Annotated in this window: 20 protein-coding genes; 3 read left to right on the top strand and 17 right to left on the bottom strand. The window is 50.5% G+C overall.

Features of this window, described 5'->3' with window-relative positions; genetic code table 11:
- Positions 1 to 111 precede the first annotated feature (111 nt).
- From ACJJIQ_RS21515 to proC, 15 genes are all read right to left on the bottom strand, one after another.
- Positions 112 to 441 (bottom strand): hypothetical protein, encoded by a 330-nt coding sequence (locus ACJJIQ_RS21515; RefSeq protein WP_413664065.1) that lies wholly within the window; start codon positions 439 to 441, stop codon positions 112 to 114.
- 307 nt (positions 442 to 748) lie between these two features.
- Positions 749 to 1,252 (bottom strand): hypothetical protein, encoded by a 504-nt coding sequence (locus tag ACJJIQ_RS21510; protein WP_445362996.1) that lies wholly within the window; start codon positions 1,250 to 1,252, stop codon positions 749 to 751.
- Positions 1,253 to 1,338: 86 nt separating this feature from the next.
- Entirely contained in the window at positions 1,339 to 2,559 is a 1,221-nt protein-coding gene (locus ACJJIQ_RS21505) for a serine hydrolase domain-containing protein (protein ID WP_445362995.1), read from the bottom strand.
- A 184-nt stretch (positions 2,560 to 2,743) separates the two neighbouring features.
- The gene (gene ubiD, locus ACJJIQ_RS21500; protein ID WP_445362994.1) at positions 2,744 to 4,210 is read right to left on the bottom strand and encodes a 4-hydroxy-3-polyprenylbenzoate decarboxylase; all 1,467 of its coding nucleotides are present in this window, start codon (positions 4,208 to 4,210) and stop codon (positions 2,744 to 2,746) included.
- A 156-nt stretch (positions 4,211 to 4,366) separates the two neighbouring features.
- A complete protein-coding gene (gene rbp / locus ACJJIQ_RS21495; RefSeq protein ID WP_020413665.1) occupies positions 4,367 to 4,636 on the bottom strand; it encodes an RNA-binding regulator in 270 nt (89 codons plus the stop codon).
- Between the two features lie 275 nt (positions 4,637 to 4,911).
- A complete protein-coding gene (gene rho, locus ACJJIQ_RS21490; RefSeq protein ID WP_108731406.1) occupies positions 4,912 to 6,171 on the bottom strand; it encodes a transcription termination factor Rho in 1,260 nt (419 codons plus the stop codon).
- Between the two features lie 365 nt (positions 6,172 to 6,536).
- Positions 6,537 to 6,866, bottom strand: a complete 330-nt coding sequence (trxA, locus tag ACJJIQ_RS21485; RefSeq protein WP_282930316.1) for a thioredoxin TrxA — start codon at positions 6,864 to 6,866, stop codon at positions 6,537 to 6,539.
- A gap of 147 nt (positions 6,867 to 7,013) precedes the next feature.
- The gene (hemW, locus tag ACJJIQ_RS21480; RefSeq protein ID WP_445362993.1) at positions 7,014 to 8,228 is read right to left on the bottom strand and encodes a radical SAM family heme chaperone HemW; all 1,215 of its coding nucleotides are present in this window, start codon (positions 8,226 to 8,228) and stop codon (positions 7,014 to 7,016) included.
- On the bottom strand, positions 8,221 to 8,838 hold the full coding sequence (gene rdgB / locus ACJJIQ_RS21475; protein WP_444911929.1) for an RdgB/HAM1 family non-canonical purine NTP pyrophosphatase: 618 nt from the start codon (positions 8,836 to 8,838) through the stop codon (positions 8,221 to 8,223). The genes hemW and rdgB overlap by 8 nt, the downstream gene beginning before the upstream one ends.
- 92 nt (positions 8,839 to 8,930) lie before the next feature.
- The gene (locus ACJJIQ_RS21470) at positions 8,931 to 9,380 is read right to left on the bottom strand and encodes a DUF4426 domain-containing protein (RefSeq protein WP_413664060.1); all 450 of its coding nucleotides are present in this window, start codon (positions 9,378 to 9,380) and stop codon (positions 8,931 to 8,933) included.
- A gap of 140 nt (positions 9,381 to 9,520) precedes the next feature.
- Entirely contained in the window at positions 9,521 to 10,111 is a 591-nt protein-coding gene (metW, locus tag ACJJIQ_RS21465; RefSeq protein ID WP_413664059.1) for a methionine biosynthesis protein MetW, read from the bottom strand.
- On the bottom strand, positions 10,111 to 11,295 hold the full coding sequence (gene metX, locus ACJJIQ_RS21460; RefSeq protein ID WP_413665826.1) for a homoserine O-succinyltransferase MetX: 1,185 nt from the start codon (positions 11,293 to 11,295) through the stop codon (positions 10,111 to 10,113). Before metX ends, metW begins: the two co-directional genes overlap by 1 nt.
- Positions 11,296 to 11,432: 137 nt before the next feature.
- On the bottom strand, positions 11,433 to 13,400 hold the full coding sequence (locus tag ACJJIQ_RS21455) for a dynamin family protein (RefSeq protein ID WP_445362992.1): 1,968 nt from the start codon (positions 13,398 to 13,400) through the stop codon (positions 11,433 to 11,435).
- 233 nt (positions 13,401 to 13,633) lie between these two features.
- Positions 13,634 to 14,242, bottom strand: a complete 609-nt coding sequence (locus ACJJIQ_RS21450; protein WP_413664057.1) for a YggT family protein — start codon at positions 14,240 to 14,242, stop codon at positions 13,634 to 13,636.
- Positions 14,243 to 14,309: 67 nt separating this feature from the next.
- Positions 14,310 to 15,143 carry a pyrroline-5-carboxylate reductase gene (proC, locus tag ACJJIQ_RS21445; protein WP_445362991.1) on the bottom strand — a complete coding sequence of 278 codons (834 nt, stop codon included), beginning with the start codon at positions 15,141 to 15,143 and terminating at the stop codon, positions 14,310 to 14,312.
- A 126-nt stretch (positions 15,144 to 15,269) separates the two neighbouring features.
- On the opposite strand from proC, the gene ACJJIQ_RS21440 reads away from it, so the two are divergent.
- Complete coding sequence (locus tag ACJJIQ_RS21440; protein WP_445362990.1) at positions 15,270 to 17,285, top strand: alpha/beta hydrolase family protein; 2,016 nt, start codon at positions 15,270 to 15,272, stop codon at positions 17,283 to 17,285.
- 77 nt (positions 17,286 to 17,362) lie between these two features.
- Here ACJJIQ_RS21440 and ACJJIQ_RS21435 read toward each other — a convergent pair whose 3' ends face one another.
- Together ACJJIQ_RS21435 and ACJJIQ_RS21430 are read right to left on the bottom strand one after the other, a co-directional pair.
- Positions 17,363 to 17,650, bottom strand: coding sequence for a hypothetical protein (locus ACJJIQ_RS21435; protein ID WP_445362989.1), 288 nt, complete (start codon positions 17,648 to 17,650; stop codon positions 17,363 to 17,365).
- A 38-nt stretch (positions 17,651 to 17,688) separates the two neighbouring features.
- On the bottom strand, positions 17,689 to 18,393 hold the full coding sequence (locus ACJJIQ_RS21430) for a YggS family pyridoxal phosphate-dependent enzyme (RefSeq protein WP_445362988.1): 705 nt from the start codon (positions 18,391 to 18,393) through the stop codon (positions 17,689 to 17,691).
- 69 nt (positions 18,394 to 18,462) lie between these two features.
- Between ACJJIQ_RS21430 and ACJJIQ_RS21425 the strand changes: the two genes are divergently transcribed.
- Together ACJJIQ_RS21425 and ACJJIQ_RS21420 are read left to right on the top strand one after the other, a co-directional pair.
- Complete coding sequence (locus ACJJIQ_RS21425) at positions 18,463 to 19,497, top strand: type IV pilus twitching motility protein PilT (RefSeq protein ID WP_108731395.1); 1,035 nt, start codon at positions 18,463 to 18,465, stop codon at positions 19,495 to 19,497.
- A gap of 60 nt (positions 19,498 to 19,557) precedes the next feature.
- Positions 19,558 to 20,709: a PilT/PilU family type 4a pilus ATPase gene (locus tag ACJJIQ_RS21420; protein ID WP_108731394.1), complete on the top strand. Its 1,152-nt coding sequence runs from the start codon at positions 19,558 to 19,560 to the stop codon at positions 20,707 to 20,709.

The following is a 20,709-nucleotide window of genomic DNA, read 5'->3' as shown; positions in this document are numbered from 1 at the left end:
AGTTATAGCTTGCACACAAAGAAACTATTAGTAATCAATGATAGTGCAAATGGCGATTTAACATTCAATAAGTCACCGCTTGCAAACTTTCTACGAGAATTTATTTCGTTTTTAAACAGCCCAGGGCAAACCCACAAAAAGTAGCATGGCAAAATAAGTAATTACCCCTTGTAAAAGGGCAATTAGAATAGCTTTTAAAAAACCCGTACCAAGTACCAGCATATAGGCAATAGCAGCTAGGGGAATTGTCATTAAAATTCCAGCGCTATCCGTCACACCCGGCAACATGCCGCCAACAATTCGTTGAATAATTAGGGCCAATAGCAAAGCGAAAAGACAATAAAATACACCCGTATTTTTCGCCCCCAACATGGCAGCTGCCAACTTCAGAGGCAGAACAAGAACTGCCACCATAATAATTACAAAAATAATTAATTCCATTTGTTACCTCTCCATTTAATTTTAGTTATTTACTCACTTCCAACTTCTACCGTTTCCCAACCCCAGGAATTAGATATCCACTTGTTTTCAATGCAGCATGTCGTCATACGCAAAAACACAACCCAGGCATAGCGCGCACTGTCACCCCATGCCAATAAGCTGGCAACAGCATGCAAATTCAGTCGCGAATCATACTTATATAAACCAAAACCACAATAAAGTTCACAAATAAAAAAGCTGGCGCGAATTTCGCTCCAGCTTTGAGAAATAATACATCTAAACTATCAGTTAATAACGATTTGGCAGCTTATTTACGTACCAGGGTCAGGGATGAGGGTAACTGCTCCCCGTTCTTCAAGTAAGTCTCTTCCCGCTGTAACTTGCCGTTACCTAACCAGGTAAAAGTGAGGCTATCCAGACGACTCTTACTGTCCAAAGTAAAATTAGTTACATCCTTGAAAGAGAATGCCAAAGTATCTTCAGCACTATTTTTTTGCCAGCTTAACCTGGGCTGATTACCCTGGGGGCAATAGTGCGTCACTATTAAATTATCGTTATCCAAGTGGTAGGCCGTCAAGGAATGTTGGCGCCCGTTATAGAGCCAACTTTCCAGTACTACGCTTCCCCCAGCTGTATCGGCAAAACTAATAACAAAATCGTCATTTTTTGCCCCTTCCTCTCTCCACTCTCCAGCTAGCCCTTTGATCTTCTCAAAAATTGCCTCTGCACCATTACCCTGGCTGGCAATCACAGGCTGAAATATTGCTATCCCAAAAAATAGAATTATTAGTTTTGATAAATCCCCTATCATATTCCCATCCAACCTTAGAAAAATACACAAATAGAAAGACCTTCCTTAATATAAAAATTTCGGGAGTGGTCATCCTACAGTTGTTTTTATATTTTCATGAGGCGAATAGCAATACGCTTCATCGCATTGGCCGATTTAATATCCATGTCTCTGTTCATCAAGATAATAAAGCCATCCTTACTTTCTGGCTCAAAATACATAGCTACAAATACGCCCAGATCAGTTCCCATGTGCCCAGTAAGGCCATTGCGATCGCGCCAAAAGAAGCGCTGCGAATCTGATACAGACAACGGTAATTGCAGACGAAACATTTCCTGATACATAACATCTGATAAGATCTGAGCTTCAGATTTATCCCGATTATTAAGCAGCGCTAGCAAGAAATTGCTGAGGTCAGCAATGCTTACACGAACACCACCGTCAGGATACTGCGGATTACCACTGTGTGCATACGGGTGAAATTGCTTGTACTCAAAAGGAGGATCAATAAATCGACCAATTAAATAATTCATCTTCTCCGCTTCACTATCTACACACAGGCCGATATATGGTACACATTGCTCTACTTTGTAGGGGACTGCGATAGAGCTCAGATCTACTCCATTGAGTCTCCAATTGGCAGTCTCCATATCCAGGCTGTGGAATAAAGTATTCCGACTATAATTGGCAAGAGACTGGCCGGTTACTGACTCAACCAATAACCCAGCTAAACCGGCAGAAAGATTACTGTATTGTCTGTGCTCCCCGGGGTTATTTGTCAGATAATAATCCCCACTACCGTACAGGCTTTCCCCTTTAACCAGCAGGGAACGTAGATGTTGCTCCAAACTGATAGAGGGATCACGATTTTCAGTGTAAGTGGCGTAGTCAAAATAATCTTTAATTGCTGCAGAGTGACTCGCCAGATGTCTCAGTGTAATTTTTTCCCCTTCTATATGTGGATTGTCGACCTTAAATGGTAAATAGCTATTAATATCCTCATCCAACGCCAATTTACCATCGTCGACCAATTGCAATAGTGTTACGCCCATAATCGGCTTACTTATCGACGCAATATTAAATAACGTATCCTGAGTAACTGGTTTTCCGGCCTCAATATCGGCCATCCCGTATACTTGTTGAAGCGCAAGTTCACCCTCTTTTATTCTAGCAACGGCTATTCCGGGTATAGCTGCCTCATGCATAACTGCAGGAATAAAATCTTCGATATTATCAATTCCGGCACTTTGCTTCTGCTCACTTGGTACGACTAGCAAAAACATGAAAATACCTATCGATATCAGGCCCACTAAATAAATTTTCCTCATTAAAGCAATCCTTATAGTTAATTCAGGGCCACGGTCGAGCCCGTACCTGACTGCGACGCCAGCAGTAACAGCTATAGATGCAAAGAAGGAAGAAAAAATAAAGAGTGACCGCTAAGCGGTCACTCTACTGAGCGCCACCAGAGGCGCTTATTCGGACGGGAGTACTGAGAATATGTCGCCGTGCTTATTCGAGGCCCAATTTAGACCATATTTCATCAATCTTTTTAACCACATTCGGGTCGCGCTCAATAGGTACACCCCACTCACGACTAGTTTCACCTTCCCATTTATTAGTCGCATCAAAACCTATTTTTGAGCCTAAACCGGAGACCGGTGAAGCAAAATCTAAATAATCAATCGGAGTATTTTCTACCATCACCGTATCCCGCGCCGGGTCCATACGTGTGGTCATCGCCCAGATTACATCTTTCCAATCCCTGGCATTGACGTCTTCGTCAGCAACAATAACAAACTTGGTGTACATAAACTGACGCAGGAAAGACCAGACACCCATCATTACCCGCTTGGCGTGACCTGCATACTGCTTCTTCATGGTGACCACGGCGAGACGGTAAGAGCATCCCTCCGGCGGCAAATAGAAGTCGACAATTTCAGGAAATTGCTTTTGTAGGATTGGCACAAAAACCTCGTTTAAAGCCTCTCCTAAAATCGCAGGTTCATCCGGTGGACGCCCGGTATAGGTGCTGTGGTAAATGGGGTTTTTACGGTGCGTAATCTTCTCTACCGTAAATACAGGGAAGCTGTCCACTTCGTTGTAGTAACCGGTGTGGTCTCCATAGGGCCCCTCATCAGCCATATCATCGGGATAGATAAAGCCTTCCAGAACATATTCGGCACTGGCAGGCACCTGAAGATCACTGAGAAAGGCATCGGTCACTTCTGTCTTATCCCCCCGCAACAGGCCGGCAAAGGCATACTCAGACAAAGTATCCGGCACTGGGGTAACGGCCCCCAGAATTGTGGCGGGATCGGCACCCAGGGCAACAGCTACCGGATAGGGTTCACCGGGATGCTTCTTGCACCAGTCCCGATAATCCAGCGCCCCCCCGCGATGACTGAGCCAACGCATAATCAGGCGGTTCTTTCCGATTAATTGCATCCGGTATATGCCCAGATTTTGTCGTTTCTTCTCAGGCCCTCGGGTAATTACTAAGGGCCAAGTGACCAGCGGAGCGGCATCTCCCGGCCAGCAGGTTTGGATTGGCAGCTGATGCAGATCAACCTGATCCCTCTCAAGGACTACCTGTTGGCAAGCTGCACCCTTTACGACTTTTGGCCCCATATTCAGGACCTGCTTAAAGACCGGCAACTTCTCCCAGGCATCGCGGAGATTTTCCGGTGGCTGCGGCTCCTTGAGAAAAGCCAGCAGTTCTCCCACTTCACGCAGTTCGGCAACACTCTCTCTTCCCATCCCCAGGGCGACTCGCTCTGGTGTTCCGAAAAGATTGGCAAGAACTAGGGTCTCAAAGCCTACCGGGTTCTCAAACAACAATGCAGGCCCCTCAGCTCGCAATACGCGATCGGAAATTTCTGTCATTTCCAAAATGGGGTCAACAGGGTGCTTGATTCGTTTTAGTAGGCCGCGCTTTTCCAGCAACTTAATAAAGTCGCGTAGATCTTTATATTTCATGGGCTAACAAGGCGTGACTATAAACCAGAGCGCAGTGTAAAACAGAAGGCGCAGGATGGGTAACAACACACCAACTGGAATGAAGAGAGAGGCGGGAGGGAGTCGCGGCTCGCAAGCCTAGGCTGCGAGCCGCGGAAATAATAAGCTTTTTACAGCTTAGAAGCGGGGGCGACGCGGACGATCTTCGCGAGGCTTAGCTTCGTTAACGCGGATGTTACGGCCAGACAGCGGTTGGTCGTTCATCTCTTCGATAGCTTTGCGCGCTTCATCGTCGTTAGGCATTTCTACGAAACCGAAGCCTTTAGAGCGGCCAGTCTCACGGTCGGTGATAACAGTAGCCCGAGAGATCTCTCCGAATGCACCAAAAGCTTCGTGCAGGTCGTCAGAGGTTACCGCGTAGGCCAGATTTCCAATATAGATATTCACAAAAGGTTCTCACTAGGTGTGTGGGCTGTCGTGCAGTCACAAATGGATAACCAGCTCCACCAGATTAACCATTTGAGATTGGCCCTTTGCGGAGAAATAAACCCCTGGGCCAATTCAGTAAGGCGCGTTGCCTAAAATCCATATCAAGCGCCACAATGTGGAACTTTATATGCCTAATGGCTCGCCTTTTCAACAGTAATAGACGCAATTAATCGTCTTATTCTGCTCCTAATAAATAAAGAGCGCCTTTTTAGGCGCTACTTTATATACAAAAATTATTTCCGTTTCATGGATAGGAAGAATTCGTCATTTGTCTTGAAATCTTTCAATTTATCCACTAGGAATTCAGTCGATGCAACATCTTCCATATCGTGTAACAGCTTACGCAAAATCCACACTCGCTGCAGCTCGCCCTCAGGCATTAACAGCTCTTCCCGGCGAGTGCCGGATCTGCGCACATTAATGGCCGGATATACGCGTTTTTCAGCAATTTTGCGATCCAGCTGCAATTCCATATTACCGGTACCTTTAAATTCCTCGAAAATCACTTCGTCCATTTTCGAGCCGGTATCGATAAGTGCAGTAGCAATAATAGACAGACTTCCGCCTTCTTCAATATTTCGCGCTGCCCCAAAGAAGCGCTTCGGGCGCTCTAAGGCGTGAGCATCAACACCACCGGTTAATACTTTACCGGAGCTAGGAACTGTTGTGTTGTAAGCGCGAGCCAGGCGGGTGATAGAGTCGAGCAAGATAACCACATCTTTCTTGTGCTCAACCAGGCGCTTGGCTTTTTCAATTACCATTTCCGCAACTTGTACGTGACGTGCCGGCGGCTCATCAAAAGTAGAGGCAACAACTTCACCGCGCACGGAGCGCTGCATTTCTGTCACTTCCTCAGGACGCTCGTCAATCAGCAGTACGATCAAATGGCACTCTGGATTATTGCGCGTAATGGCCTGTGCCATATTTTGCAACATAATCGTTTTACCGGCCTTCGGCGGCGCGACAATCAAGCCGCGCTGGCCTTTCCCGATTGGAGCTACAAGATCAATAATACGACCAATCAGGTCTTCGGAGGAGCCGTTTCCGCACTCGAGGGTGAGGCGATCGTTGGGGAATAGAGGAGTGAGGTTTTCGAAAAGAATTTTGTTACGTGCGTTTTCCGGTTTGTCAAAATTAATTTCGTTAACTTTTAATAAGGCAAAATATCTTTCACCTTCTTTCGGTGGGCGAATCTTTCCGGAAATTGAGTCACCCGTACGTAAATTAAATCGGCGAATCTGACTTGGAGATACATATATATCATCCGGTCCCGCAAGATAAGAGGAGTCAGCAGAACGCAAAAATCCAAAACCATCTTGAAGGATTTCTAATACGCCGTCGCCATAAATATCTTCACCGCTTTTGGCGTGGCGCTTGAGGATATTGAAAATAATATCCTGCTTGCGCGAACGGGCCAGGTTTTCAAGGCCCATGCCTTTGGCTATTTCAATCAACTCTTCAATGGGTTTGGTTTTTAATTCGGAGAGATTCATACCAATTGCTTATTAATGTTTCTGTTGTCATATGGCGCGGACACGCCTGAAATTTTGAGGAGGGGTTTGATATTAGAGATTAGCTCGTTTATTTACCCGATACACCTAGGTACCTTTTCCTACCAAGACCACAGTACTCAGTAAACTTTTGCTCTCCATAATCAATTTATGGAGCATTATCAGAACAAGTTCAACTCGAGGAGTATACGCGCCGGGGATGGTCAGGGACCCTGTGGAGGGGCGTTTTGTCAGCTCGTCTCATTTAATTCAAGACCGCTGAACTATTTCAGAATTACAGCCAGTATAACGGGTGTTTCCAATCCTGCAAAGAAATTTACCCCCTTTGCAGGATGGAAACGACAGTCTTACAGCTGACCGTCGATAAACTCAGTCAGCTGTGCGCGGGACAGTGCGCCGACTTTAGTGCCTTCGACATTGCCGCCTTTGAACAGCAGCAGCGTGGGGATACCACGGACATTGTATTTGGCCGGGCTCTCTTTATTCGCATCAACGTCTACTTTTACGATCTTCAACTTATCGCCGTAGTGGCCTGCCAGGTCTTCCAGCACTGGAGCGATCATCTTGCACGGACCGCACCACTGTGCCCAAAAATCTACCAACACCGGGCCTTCAGCTTTGAGAACTTCTGCTTCGAATTCAGCGTCAGATACGTTGACGATTGAGTGCTCGCTCATATTGCATTCCTGTTCTTTAGTTACTCGATGCGTGGGCACCGCCAACGCATCTTCTCACGGTCACAGCGGTGGTTATACAGCTGCGATGCACCATTGCCCTCAAAATTGGGGCGCAAAATGGGATTTCAAGTCTTTCCTGCCACAGACTTACGCCTGCTCCAGGAAGCGCTGCAAAATCTCATCGATGTAGTCAAAGCCAAAAGCCGTGGCAGCAATCCGCTTATCCAGACGCTCTACAAGCTCCATTGCCATCAGGGTAGGCCATTGTTTTTGCAGCTCGGACATCGGCAGCCCGGTGTGGCGGGTAAAAGTATCACTGGGAACACCATCCGCCAGGCGAAGGGCATTCATAAGAAACTCCAGTGGCAAATCCTCATTCTCAACCCTGTCAGTATGGGGTTCAGACAAGGCACTATGCAGCAGCTCGGGATGTTGCCTGGCGATAGACAAGTAGTCCCTCGGAGTGCGTGTGCGACGACTGCGCAGAATTTGCCCAGTTCCAGCTAGGGTTACCTTGCCATGAGCACCGGCACCAATCCCCAGATAATCTCCGAATGACCAATAATTAATATTATGGCGGGATTCAAGTTCGGGTTTGCTATAAGCCGACACCTCGTAACGACGATAGCCCTCGGACGCCAGTAGTTCGCGTCCGCTGCCCTGCATACTGGCTATCAGCTGGGAGCCGGGGGTGACTGGTGGCGCACTGTAGAATGCAGTATTTGGCTCAATCGTTAATTGGTACCAGGAAATATGCTCTGGAGCCAAGGAAATTGCTCGGCGCAAATCGCCAAGGGCTTCCACCTCGGTCTGATTGGGCAATCCGTGCATCAGGTCGAGGTTAATATTGTCAAAGCCCGCACGACGCGCCATTGCCAGGGCACCTTCGGCCTCTTCTCCGCTGTGAATACGTCCCAACTGTTGTAGCTGATTGGAATCGAAGCTTTGCACTCCAATAGAAAGACGATTAACTCCAGCAGATCGATAGCCAGTGAACTTGGCTTGTTCAAAAGTGCCGGGGTTGGCCTCCAGGGTTATCTCGACCCCTTCAGCAAAACCCACCACCTGCTCAGCAGCCTCCAGGATCTGCCCAATTGCTTGGGGGGAGAACAGGCTCGGCGTACCACCACCAAAAAAGATGGACTGCAATTTTCGCCCCTGCACCCAGGGCAACTGGCTGATCAGATCCAGGCGCAACTGCGCCACATACTCGGATTCCGGTAGGGCGTAGTCCGAATTAGCCCGGTCTCTATCAGCCTGGTGGGAGTTGAAATCACAGTAGGGACATTTGCGCACACACCAAGGGATATGGATATACAGGCTTAGTGGTGGCAGCTGTAATTCAGCAATCTGATCAGGCAAGGTCGGCACCCTGCATATTTTGCTGCCATAAAAGCTCAAATTGAGACATAGCCTGGGCCCTGTGGCTCAGTCGATTCTTCAAGTCTCTCGGCAGTTCAGCGGAGGTCATTCCCTCAGATTCAACAAAGAACAGCGGGTCATAACCAAAACCCTGCTCTCCCGCCGGCTCCCGCAAAATTGTCCCGCTCCACTTTGCACTAGATACCAAAGGCACCGGGTCATCCCATTGCCGTACAAAAGCCAGCGCGCAGTGGAAACTGGCAGTGCGATGCTTAGATTCAACATCAACCATGGCCTCCAATAACTTCGCATTGTTTTTTTCATCAGTCGCCCCGGCACCTGAGTAGCGTGCAGAGTAAATTCCCGGCGCACCACTCAATGCATCTACCGACAGCCCGGAGTCATCGGCTAATGCCGGCAGGCCACTGATACGGCTGGCGTGGCGGGCCTTAATCAAAGCATTCTCAATAAAGCTCAATCCGGTCTCATCAACGTCACTTACCCCAAAGTCAGACTGAGGAAGAACCTGTATATCCCATGAGGCGAACAGCTGTGAAAATTCGCGAAGTTTGCCGGCATTACCGCTGGCAAGAACAATTTTATTTACCATATTGCTTCAAACAAAAAGCGGGCCTCGGCCCGCGGTGAATCTTAAAGAAGGGGTTTCGACCAGCTCTCAGCCAGCGGAACCTTGGCAGATGTCTATCGGTTCAATCTGCGACGGAAAGTGATCGTCTCACTTTTACCATTGGGCAGCTTGATATCTACGTTAAAGGTAAGGGTCTCCTCATCCTCAAAGCGCAGGGGTGCGAGATAGTAAACAGCATCCCCTTCCCGAATTTCTTTGAACTTAAGTGGTCTTGACTGCTGGATCAGGTTGGTAGCTGTGCCAGACATCTCAGCGCTGAGGCCATGGGTTCCGCCCTCTTTCTTGACGACAGAGACATTTACATACGCCCGATCTTTTGCTCGAGCCAACTGGTACTGACGGGCGATATCCGGCTGGATAAAATCGCTATTGAACACTGAATAGACTACTCGATAGTCGCCAAAATCAGCGTAGTTCTTAATCGTACGCGCTTCTTGCGCGGCAGCGCCGACAGATAAAAATAGCAAGGCCACAGAAGCAGCCAGGGTAAGGATGCGTTTCACGCTCCACCTCCAGTTGTTATAGGCGCCACCTCTCCCGGTAGGTTTGGTGGTCAATTCCAGTCAGGCCCCCTCAGGAGTGCCTCTCTCGATCTATTTATCGCACCAAAGTCCTCCACAAAAGAGCTGGCGCAAATCTTAGTTTAGCGAGTTAGATGATAGATGGCTGTCTCACCAAACAAATTTGGTAAAAAGTCTTTGAATGCCCGCCCAACCGTGGACTCAGAAACCACTTGCCGATGCAGAATCGCCCAGCCATTTTCTCGGCATAACACCTCAAAGTCTGTAAAAGTACAAAAGTGAATATTGGGAGTGTCATACCATTCGTATGGCAATAAGTCGGATACTGGCATGCGCCCGGAGAATGCGAGGTGCCAGCGGGCCTTCCACTGCCCAAAATTGGGAAACGTAATAATGCAATCCCGCCCAACCCGGAGCATTTCCTCTACCACTAAATGAGGCTGACTCAAGGTTTGCAGTGCCTGGGTCATCACCACAGCATCAAAGCTGCCATCAGCAAAGTTTCCCAGCCCTGTATTCAGATTTTGCTCGACAACATTGACCCCACGGGCCACACATCGCTCTATTTGCTCGGGATCAATCTCCAGGCCATAGCCTTTCACATTTTTATTTCTCCCCAGCTGATCGAGCAGTGCACCATCGCCACAGCCGAGGTCGAGAACCCGGCTGTTGGGAGCGATCCATTCCTGGATCACATCCAAATCTATCCGCATCAGTACACCTCCTCAGCAATTTCTGCCGCAACTCTCTGCATATAGGCACGAAATACACCTTCATAACGACCATTGGGCAGCAGGAAGGCATCGTGTCCCATTGCTGACTCTACTTCGGCATAGCTGACTGGAATATCCGCGTGCATCAGGGCATCGGCGATTTCCCTCGAGCGCTCCGGCGCAAAGCGCCAATCAGAAGTAAATGACACCAATAAAAACCGGCACTTGGCATGGGAGAAGGCCTCTACCGGGTCATCCCCGTATTCCCGAGCTAAGTCGAAGAAATCCAGCGCTCGAGTCATCAGAATGTAAGTATTGGGATCGAAGGTGGTGGAAAAACTGGCTCCCTGGTAGCGCAGATAACTTTGTATCTGAAACTCCACTTCTTCATCCGATCCTTGTTGAAAGCTGCCACTGCGCAATTCTCGACCAAACTTGCGCCCCAACCCATCGTCAGACAGATAAGTGATGTGCCCGATCATACGCGCAACGGCCAGGCCTCTACGGGGTAACTTATCCTGTTGGAGGTAGTGCCCATCACAAAAGTCTGGATCGGATGTTATCGCTTGGCGTGCGGTCTCATTAAACGCGATATTCTGTGCAGATAACTTCATGGCAGAGGCAATCACCACACAATTACGCAGGCGCTCAGGGTATTCCAGTGACCAGCGCATCGCCTGCATTCCACCGAGACTGCCGCCAACAACCGCCGCCCATTGTCGAATACCTAGCATATCCGCCAGACGCGCTTGACTGTGGACCCAGTCGCGGACACGCAGTGATGGAAAATCCGGCCCCCAGGTAGTGCCGGTATCCGGGTTGATGGATACGGGGCCGGTAGATCCGTGGCAACCGCCGAGATTATTAACGGACACCACAAAGAAATGATTAGTATCTATCGGCTTACCCGGACCGATATAGTGGTCCCACCACCCCGGACGCTTATCATCGATACTGTGTCGCCCCGCAGCGTGATGATGCCCAGACAGAGCATGACAGATCAGAACTGCGTTAGTCTTTTCCCTATTGAGTTCACCGTAAGTCTCATAAACCAGAGTGTAATTTTTCAGTACTCGACCACAGGCCAATTCCAGCGGTTCACTAAAGTGATGGCTTTTAGGCTCAACAAGGCCCACGGAGCCTGGGTCACCGGTAGTTGCGGTTTGGGCTTCCGCAGAAGCGATAGGGTTTTCCGTTGGCAAAGCACTGTATCTGTCAGGTTGATAGGTGCTGCCTGGCAAATTGCCGAAGCAGTCAGTGAATAAGATCACTGCAACTTATAACAAATGCCAGTCAGAACCAATATCAATTAGCACCCAATTCAGGTGGTATGGGAGGCCTTCAAGGGGGTTACATTGTGCGCGCGCGGCGCCGGCGCAACCGGCTGTGGTGCAGAGCTGTTGTGCCGCAGTAAATCCTCTAACGCCACCAGCGCCTTATCATTGCGCTGAACCTCATCCTCGAGAGTTCGAAGATCCGTGCGACGACTGCGAGTTTTCTGTTTCAACTCGGTGAGCTTAATCAAATGGCGATTGAGTAATTGTTTCTGATACTGCGCATGCTGTTTAAGAGGCTCAAGAGCCTGCTCTAACCAATTTTCCGCTTTGTTACCCATATCGTCGTACAGCCGACCCACTTCACTGGCAAGCGTGGTAATAAAGCGCTCGCTGAGACGGCTGCGGCGCGCCAATAACAACTGCGGGGATCGCCTCAGCTGAGCGGCCTGGCGATGCAGTCCACGCAACGCGAAGCGAAATTTGCGGATAGTAAAATACTGCTCGGCATCATCCACTTTCTTTAAGCTGGAGCGCTCAAATACAGCGTCGAGCAAGCGATTAGCCTGATCCACTTCCCGCTCGAGGTTAGACATCTGATGGTCTACCCCTTCCATAAAAGTATCGATAGCCCTGGCCATGCCCATGGGCGTCCAACGGCGATTGAGAGTAGCCAGTGTATCGTCAATCAGCGCCTGCAACTGCTGTCTGGATATCGGCGCCAACAAAGAAGTGCTTTGTCGTGTAAGCATTCTATGGCTGGATTTGAGCGTCAGCAATTCCTGATGACAAATCTTATGCTGCTCGCGCACGGTCGTCTGCAACTGTTCCAACTCTGCCAATTGCTCTGAGGTGTTGCCACTATTGCGCTGCAGGTGAGCCAACGCTGCCCGGCCACTATTCAAACGACGCTTGAGTAGATCGCGGGTATCAGCCATCAGGGTGAGAGCTTGATGCAGTGAGCGGTGCTCGGCCATTTTATGCCGGTGCTCCAACAGGCGCTGAACCAGCATCCTTTCAAACTCACCGAAGCGGCTGCTTCGCACCAAATCCGCATCCCGCTGCTGGCGCCCCAACAGAGCCATTTTTGCAGAGACTCCGGCAACACTTTCCTGAGGCAGAGACAAGAGACCGGCCACTTCGCTGCGCATGCGTCGCAACAGCAACTCAGCATCCTCCTCCGGATCATCCCAAAGTACATCCATCTTGTTGAGCAGGGCCATCACGGATGTTCCGCGATGCTCTTGCAATGGCGCCAGGTGAGTCTCCCACATACTCATATCGGTGCCACTTACGCCCGCATCGGCAGCCAGCAGAAAGGCAACCGCCTGGGCCCCGGGCAGTGTACTCAATGTGAGCTCCGGCTCATTGCCGAGGGCGTTCAGTCCCGGGGTATCAATAATACGCAACCCCTGATCCAGCAATGGGTGCGGCAGACAAATCAAAGCAAAACGCCAGGCGGGGATCTCGACTAGGTTCCCCTTGCCATCCAAGTGGCGCCGATCGAAGCCATAACGAGCGGCCTCTTCCGGCATTACTGACTTGGTCGAGGCAACCTTCAATAAAGTCTCCCGGGTCGCCTCGGGATCATTGGCATCAAACTCGTGAGTTACCCACTTTTGCGGAATTCGGCGGAAGCTCTCCAGGCTGGTATTCGTCGCCAGGGTCTCAATCGGAAGCAGCCGCAGACTGGCGCGCTCGCCGCCATCACTGAAAATTTCCGTGGGGCACATAGTGGTGCGCCCCGGTCTTGAGGGCAGTAGACGCTGGCCGTAAGTTTGCGACAACAGGGCATTGAGCAGTTCAGTTTTTCCCCGTGAAAACTCCCCAACTAAAACCAGGGTGAACTGGTCATCTGCAAGTAGGGCGCGGGCCTGCTGTACAACCTGGCAGGCACCAGCGGAATTAGAGAAGTGCTGTTCAAGCCATTGGCTGAAGTGGGCAAACTGGCGATCGAGATTCTTTTTCCAACGGTCGTAGTCAGAAATATGCTGGCGTAAAAGTGCGTCTTCCATTTCACGGTGTTCTTGTTATTGAGACCCGGGACTACCGGCCCCTACTAAGACAAGAGAAAGAGCCGTCAGTCGATAGTATAAGAGTCTAACACCGCGCCAAATACGATCTAGTGCGCACAGGTGAAGAAATGTTCAGCCGGTCACAATTTAAGAAACCTTCGAACAACTGCGCAAGCCCCAGAGGGCGGGGCTTGAAAGATGCAGGGGATATTTTGGGGTTGATCAGAGTCCGGTTAAAAGCCGGGGATATGCCAAAACAGGCTGTACACGAAAGCCGGCATGTTGGCCATTTGGGCAAAACCAATAAGCAGCCTGTTAATCACAGTGAGCAGGATAAAGACAAATATCGGGCTGATATCAATCACCCCCAACGGCGGAATCAAGCGTCGCACAGGTCCGCAAAATGGCTCCAGGAGTTGGTGCAATAAAATTAGAATTGGATGGCCGCTATTCGGCGCAATCCAGCTGGCAACGATGGAGACCAATAAGCCGACAAACACCATCGCTATCACAGTGGAGACACAGCCGATCAACGACCACAGCAGGGCACTGAGGGGGTTAACCAGGCCGTAACCTGCAATCATGGCGCAAGCCATAATCATCGCCCAACCGACTATCAACGCCAGTACTACTGAGGCCATATCGACGCCAAAAAGTCCTGGCACCACTTTGCGCAGCGGCAGCAGCAAAGGGTTGGTAACCTTCACAACTCCCTGAGATATGGGGTTGTAAAAATCCGCACGGCCCAACTGCAATAGGAAACGCAATAACACGGCGAAAAGGAACAAAATGCCCAGTATGCCCACGACATAAACGCCGATATCGCTGAAGGTATTGACCATGGATAAACCCTAAACAAAAAGATTTTCAGCAGCCACCGCTGCACCTACCCAATTGGACCGGAACCTGTTACCGATCCAATTCCTTTGCCATTTCCGTCGCCCGCTCCTCGCAATCGCGCATGGCATCGGCCACTAACTGCGGCAACCCACCCTTCTCGAACCGTTGAACAGCGCGCTCAGTGGTTCCACCTGGTGACATCACATTGCGCTTCAACTGGGCGACGTCAACATCGCTGGCGACCGCCAGTTTGGCGGCGCCCAGGGCAGTTTGCAACACAAGGCGCTCCGCATCTGCTCGAGCAAGGCCACCGGCGGAAGCCGCATCAATCATGGCCTCCATAAACTGGAAAAAGTAAGCCGGTGCCGATCCCGCTACCGCAATCACCTGATCGATGCCGCGCTCTTCCTCAACCCAGTATGAGATGCCTACCGCATCGACGATACGCCCGGCAAGTTCCTTCTGTTCGCCCGTAACCTTGCTATCGGCATAAAGACCGGTAACTCCGGTTTGCACCAGGGCCGGGGTATTAGGCATAGCCCTGACAATAGGGAGGTGCATTCCCATCCAACGGTGGTAAGCCGCGAGCGGAATTCCCGCAGCAAAAGTGATAATCAAGGGCGAGCGATCCACCAAATGGGGTTTCAGTCCCTCACAAAGTTCTCGCATAACTTGCGGTTTCACCGACAGTACAATTACATCGGCATCAACAATAGCGGCAACATTATCGTCACTAATAGCTACCCCATGGCTCTCGGCAAAAGCATTGAGTTTGTCCCGATCACGGCCTGTAGCAGTGATCTGGTCCGCCGGATAACCGGAGGCCACCAAACCACCGATCACTGCCCCCGCCATATTGCCGGCGCCACCAATAAAAACCATCTTAGGGTTCGCTGTACTCACTCATATCACCTTGGGCGGTTACAAAAATTTTGTTGCTTTTCCCCGTTCGGGGCATTCCGCTAATATGTGGCCGCCAGATTCAAATAACAAGAGAGCCATACCAAGTGGCTCCTAACGGAGGACAGTATGCAAAAAGGATGGCGTTCACTGCTTATAGCAGCACTGATCACTGCGACCAGTGCTGCTGGTGCAGTAGAAACTCGCACGCTAAACAACGGCCAATTGATACTGGAAGATGTGCCAAACATTCCCCAAACTATCATCAATGAGCTCAATCGTTACCAGAACGTACGCTCAGCTAGCTTCCGGGGCTGGGATCTTGACGGTAACGGTATCTATGTCAGTACCCGCTTCGGCGAAGTTTCTCAATTACACAAGGTAGAGAATGCAGGTGGCGCTCGCCGACAACTAACTTTTTTCGAAGAGCCGATAGGCGGCATCTCTACCCGCCCGGAGCACAGCCAACTGGCATTCACCATGGATGCCGGCGGCAATGAATACGCCCAGATTTTCCTGTTTGATACAGAAAACGGCACTAGCGAGATGATTACTGATGGTGAGTCTCGCAATGGCAGTATTCTCTGGAATAAGCAGGGCTCAGCTATCGCTTACCAGAGTACTCGCCGAGATGGCAGGGCCAATGATATATGGTTAACCACTTTCGACGGTGACAAAAAAGAAGACCGCTTGATCCTTAAGTCTGAGGATGGCAGTTGGTGGGGCCCCAGTGATTTCTCACAATCCGGCAGCCAAATTTTGGTCATGCAATATATCTCCTCCACTCGATCTAATGTTCATTTGCTGGATCTCGACAGCGGCGAAGTCTCACTACTCGCCGGTACGAGCGATGAAGAGGCTGATTCCCGCAATTTCCCAGCGGGTTTCAGTTATGACAATCGCTCGGTTTATATCATCTCTGATAAAGGGCGCGAATTTACCCAACTGATCCGCAAAGACCTGGAGAGTGGCGATGAAAAGATAATTACCTCCGATATCCCCTGGGATATCAGCAGCTTTATCCTCAGTAAAGACGGTCGCCGCGGCGCTTTTGTCGCCAACGAAAATGGTATGTCCACCCTTTATCTATACGATCCACGCAATGACCGCTACCGCAAGGTCGACTCGCTACCGATCGGTCTTATCGGTGGAATAGAATTTAACCCCGAAGGTGATAAGCTGGCCCTAACCCTTAACACACCTAAAACTCCCTCCGATTCCTTTGTAATGGATCTTGGCCGCCGCCCGCTATCCAGTGGTGACCTTACCCGATGGACATTTAGTGAAGTCGGTGGTCTCGACAGCGAAAGCTTTGTCGAACCCGAACTGGTGCACTATCCCACTTTCGACGAGGAGGATGGAAAGCCGCGTGAAATTCCCGCATTCGTCTATAAGCCGCGCAATGCCAAAGGCCCCGTACCTGTGGTTATTTCAATCCACGGTGGTCCTGAAGGACAGTACCGCCCCATGTTTTCCAGTACATACCAGCTGTGGCTAGAAAAACTTGGTGTTGCTGTAATTGCCCCAAATGTACGCGGGTCCGCTGGTTATGGTAAGAGCTACCTAGCCATGGATAACGGCTACAAGCGCGAGGACTCAGTTAGGGATATCGGTGCTCTTCTGGATTGGATTGCTACTCAGCCTGACCTGGATGCGGAACGCGTTGCAGTGTTTGGCGGCAGCTACGGTGGTTATATGGTGCTGGCCAGTAGTGTTTACTATTCCGATCGTTTAAAAGCAGCAGTGGATATCGTCGGCATCTCTAACTTTGTCACCTTCCTCACCAATACCAAGAGCTATCGTCGCGACCTTCGTCGAGTCGAATATGGTGATGAGCGGGATCCCCAGATGCGCGCTTTCCTGGAAAAAATCAGCCCCAACAACAATGTGGACAAGATCCAGGTGCCAATGTTTGTAGTGCAGGGACAAAATGACCCTCGGGTACCTGTCACCGAGGCTGAGCAAATCGTGGCTGCACTTCGTGAGAATGGCAATCAAGTCTGGTATATGAACGCACTCAATGAAGGGCACGGCTACCGCAAGAAAGAGAACAGTGATGCCTTTACCCAGGTAACAGCTCTCTTCTTTGCCGAACACCTACTGAGTGAAGATCAAAAAAAGCAGCTCAGCTTGAATGAACAATAATTATTTGTTCCCAGAAAAAGAAAACGGCCTTAAGGGCCGTTTTCTTTTTAGAACTTAACTATGTAAGGAGCCCCTGATTAACTAAACAAAAAAGGAAATGTTTCCACAATCGCAATCAAGTTCAGAACAATCGCCAGTATCCAAAGCCAATAGCGGCTCTTATCTCCGAATATCCCAATAACTGCCGAATTCAAAAAACCGGTAACCAATGAGATTTTGGGAGAGATAAATGCAATCAGGCAGATAAAAGCCAACCACTCAAGCGCCACCCAAGTCACCAGCACGCTATTCGTTACAGACAAAGATAGAACTGCGCTCACTGATAAAAGCAGCAGCAATACATCTACAGTCCCAGATTTTGTCATCCCATATCCCAAGAAAGTCTACTTGCGTACTAATTCTGTCATGCAGAATAGTTTCGTGCCCCAAAAATATCTGTGCCGATACGCACAATAGTGGCACCGCAGGCAATAGCAGCCTCCATATCTTTAGACATCCCCATGGATAGAGTATCCAGGGCCTGCTCGGGAAATTCTTCACGAAGACTTTGCAACAGCCCCGCCAACTGGGTGAACGGTTTTTCCTGCTCAAATACATTGTCACGAGCAGCGGGAATCGCCATCAAGCCACGCAGGCACAGCCCTGGCAATATCATCACTTCACGCGCCAGAGCCACCAAATCCTGTGGAGCTATGCCAGACTTGCTCTGCTCGCCATCGATATTCACCTGCAAGCAGATATTGAGTGGTGTCATATTACTGGGGCGCTGTGCCGACAAACGCAGGGCGATTTTTAAGCGATCCACCGTGTGCATCCAATGAAATCGCTCCGCCACAGATCGGCTTTTGTTCGATTGAAGCGGCCCAATAAAATGCCAGTGAATATCCAGGTCGGACAGGACATCCTGTTTTTGCAGGGCTTCCTGTAAATAATTTTCGCCAAAGTGATGCTGGCCAGCAGCAAAAGCAATCCGCAGGTCTTCCGCCGGTCGTGTTTTGGAAACCGCCAACAGGGTAATTTCTGCGGGGTTGCGATCGCAGTTGTTGCAGCATGTCACAATCCGCTCACCTACTGCATTCAGGTTTTCGACGATTGTCTCTTTGCGCATATACTGATGCCCTTACCGATTTGAGCGGCGATTTTACCTGAGCCCAAACAAGAACCATAAGGTAGCAGTATGGATATCACTGAACTCCTCGCCTTTAGCGCCAAGCAAAACGCCTCGGACTTACACCTCTCGGCGGGCCTGCCGCCGATGATCCGTGTCGACGGCGACGTGCGCCGTATCAACCTGCCCTCAATGGAGCACAAGCAGGTACACGGCCTGATCTACGAGATCATGAACGATAAGCAGCGCAAGGATTACGAAGAACTACTGGAAACAGACTTCTCTTTTGAAGTCCCCGGTGTCGCCCGCTTTCGTGTAAATGCCTTTAACCACAACCGGGGTGCCGGTGCCGTATTCCGAACTATTCCCTCCAAAGTTCTCACTATGGAAGACCTGGGAATGGGTCAGGTGTTCAAGCAGATTTCGGATACTCCCCGTGGCTTGGTGCTGGTAACCGGGCCCACGGGTTCCGGTAAGTCCACCACCCTGGCGGCGATGATGGACTACATCAACGACAACAAATACGAGCATATCCTCACCATCGAGGACCCGATCGAATTTGTGCATGAATCCAAAAAGTGCCTGGTGAACCAGCGTGAGGTGCACCGGGATACCCACGGCTTTGCCGAGGCGCTGCGCTCTGCACTGCGTGAAGACCCGGATATCATCCTCGTGGGTGAGATGCGGGACCTGGAGACCATTCGCCTGGCGCTGACTGCGGCAGAGACCGGTCACTTGGTATTCGGCACCCTGCACACCACTTCCGCCGCCAAAACCATTGACCGTGTGGTGGATGTATTCCCGGCGCAGGAGAAAGCCATGGTGCGTTCAATGCTGTCGGAATCCCTACAGGCCGTTATCTCCCAGACGCTGATGAAGAAAAACGGCGGTGGCCGGGTCGCTGCCCACGAAATTATGCGCGGTACCCCAGCCATCCGCAACCTGATCCGCGAAGACAAAATCGCGCAGATGTACTCGGCCATCCAGACCGGAGCCAGCGTCGGCATGCAGACCATGGACCAATGCCTGGAAGACCTGGTGGCACGCCGCATCATCAGCCGCGAAGTGGCTCGCGAAAAAGCCAAGATGCCGGAGAACTTCTAAACGGCCAAAACCCGCCCCCAATCTGGGGAAGAAAAGTCGAGATAAAACGCGGTAATCACCATGGATATTGAAAGACTTCTACAACTGGTTGTAGAGAAGGGCGCTTCGGATTTATTTATCACGGCGGGCGTCCCGCCCTCCATCAAACTGCACGGCCGAGTTGTGCCCTGTAGCAGCACCGCGCTCACGCCAGAGAAAGCGCGCGAGCTGGTGGTGGGAACCATGAACGAGAAACAGCGGCGCGAGTTTGCCGAGCAAAAGGAATTGAACTTCGCGATTGCAGTGCGCAACGTGGGGCGTTTCCGGGTATCGGCCTTCTTCCAGCGCAATCTGGTGGGTATGGTGCTGCGTCGCATCGAAACCAAAATCCCCACTATCGATGGACTCGGACTACCCGACGTACTCAAAGACCTGGCCATGACCAAACGCGGGCTGATTATTTTTGTGGGCGCCACCGGTACCGGTAAGTCCACATCCCTCGCCTCCATGATCGGCCACCGCAATGAGAACACCAAGGGCCATATCATCACCATTGAGGACCCGATCGAATTTATCCACCAGCATCGCGGCTGTATTGTGACCCAGCGCGAAGTGGGCCTGGATACCGAGTCTTTCGATGTAGCCCTGAAAAACACTCTGCGTCAGGCACCAGATGTTATTCTGATCGGTGAGGTGCGCTCCCGCGAAACCATGGACCACGCCATCGCTTTCGCCGAGACCGGCCATTTGTGTCTGTGCACCCTCCACGCCAACAATGCCAACCAGGCCCTCGACCGGATCATTCACTTTTTCCCGGCAGACCGCCACAAACAGTTGTTTATGGACCTGTCCCTCAACCTGAAGGCGATGGTGGCCCAGCAGCTGGTACCGACTCCCGATGGCGATGGCCGCCGTGCCTGCCTTGAGATCATGATCAATACCCCACTGATGTCGGACCTGATCCGCAAGGGCGAAGTGGATAAGATCAAGGAGTTGATGAAGCGCTCTGGTGAGCAGGGAATGCAGACCTTCGACCAGGCACTCTACGAGCTCTACGATGGGGGAGAAATTACCTATGAGGATGCCCTCTCCCACGCCGACTCCGCCAACGATTTGCGCCTGATGATTAAGCTCAAATCCGAATCCGATGCCGAGTACTTAAATAGTGCCGCTGGCGAGTTGAGTCTACAAAATGATTCAGAGTACGGAGACGGTGGTCCTCAGCTCTACTAG

The sequence above is a fragment of the Microbulbifer maximicatervae (SeqCode) genome, from assembly GCF_052468295.1.
Note: the sequence above shows the minus strand (reverse complement) of the source record. Positions and strands in the feature narration are given on the sequence as shown.

What these genes read in the sequence shown, in the direction of transcription:
- ACJJIQ_RS21435 (WP_445362989.1), bottom strand. Translation starts at nt 17,650, where the DNA reads ATGACAAAATCTGGGACTGTAGATGTATTGCTGCTGCTTTTATCAGTG.
- ACJJIQ_RS21510 (WP_445362996.1), bottom strand. Translation starts at nt 1,252, where the DNA reads ATGATAGGGGATTTATCAAAACTAATAATTCTATTTTTTGGGATAGCA.
- rdgB (WP_444911929.1), bottom strand. Translation starts at nt 8,838, where the DNA reads ATGGTAAATAAAATTGTTCTTGCCAGCGGTAATGCCGGCAAACTTCGC.
- rho (WP_108731406.1), bottom strand. Translation starts at nt 6,171, where the DNA reads ATGAATCTCTCCGAATTAAAAACCAAACCCATTGAAGAGTTGATTGAA.
- ACJJIQ_RS21425 (WP_108731395.1), top strand. Translation starts at nt 18,463, where the DNA reads ATGGATATCACTGAACTCCTCGCCTTTAGCGCCAAGCAAAACGCCTCG.
- ACJJIQ_RS21505 (WP_445362995.1), bottom strand. Translation starts at nt 2,559, where the DNA reads ATGAGGAAAATTTATTTAGTGGGCCTGATATCGATAGGTATTTTCATG.
- ACJJIQ_RS21455 (WP_445362992.1), bottom strand. Translation starts at nt 13,400, where the DNA reads ATGGAAGACGCACTTTTACGCCAGCATATTTCTGACTACGACCGTTGG.
- trxA (WP_282930316.1), bottom strand. Translation starts at nt 6,866, where the DNA reads ATGAGCGAGCACTCAATCGTCAACGTATCTGACGCTGAATTCGAAGCA.
- ACJJIQ_RS21430 (WP_445362988.1), bottom strand. Translation starts at nt 18,393, where the DNA reads ATGCGCAAAGAGACAATCGTCGAAAACCTGAATGCAGTAGGTGAGCGG.
- metW (WP_413664059.1), bottom strand. Translation starts at nt 10,111, where the DNA reads ATGCGGATAGATTTGGATGTGATCCAGGAATGGATCGCTCCCAACAGC.
- ACJJIQ_RS21420 (WP_108731394.1), top strand. Translation starts at nt 19,558, where the DNA reads ATGGATATTGAAAGACTTCTACAACTGGTTGTAGAGAAGGGCGCTTCG.
- ACJJIQ_RS21450 (WP_413664057.1), bottom strand. Translation starts at nt 14,242, where the DNA reads ATGGTCAATACCTTCAGCGATATCGGCGTTTATGTCGTGGGCATACTG.
- ubiD (WP_445362994.1), bottom strand. Translation starts at nt 4,210, where the DNA reads ATGAAATATAAAGATCTACGCGACTTTATTAAGTTGCTGGAAAAGCGC.
- ACJJIQ_RS21440 (WP_445362990.1), top strand. Translation starts at nt 15,270, where the DNA reads ATGCAAAAAGGATGGCGTTCACTGCTTATAGCAGCACTGATCACTGCG.
- ACJJIQ_RS21515 (WP_413664065.1), bottom strand. Translation starts at nt 441, where the DNA reads ATGGAATTAATTATTTTTGTAATTATTATGGTGGCAGTTCTTGTTCTG.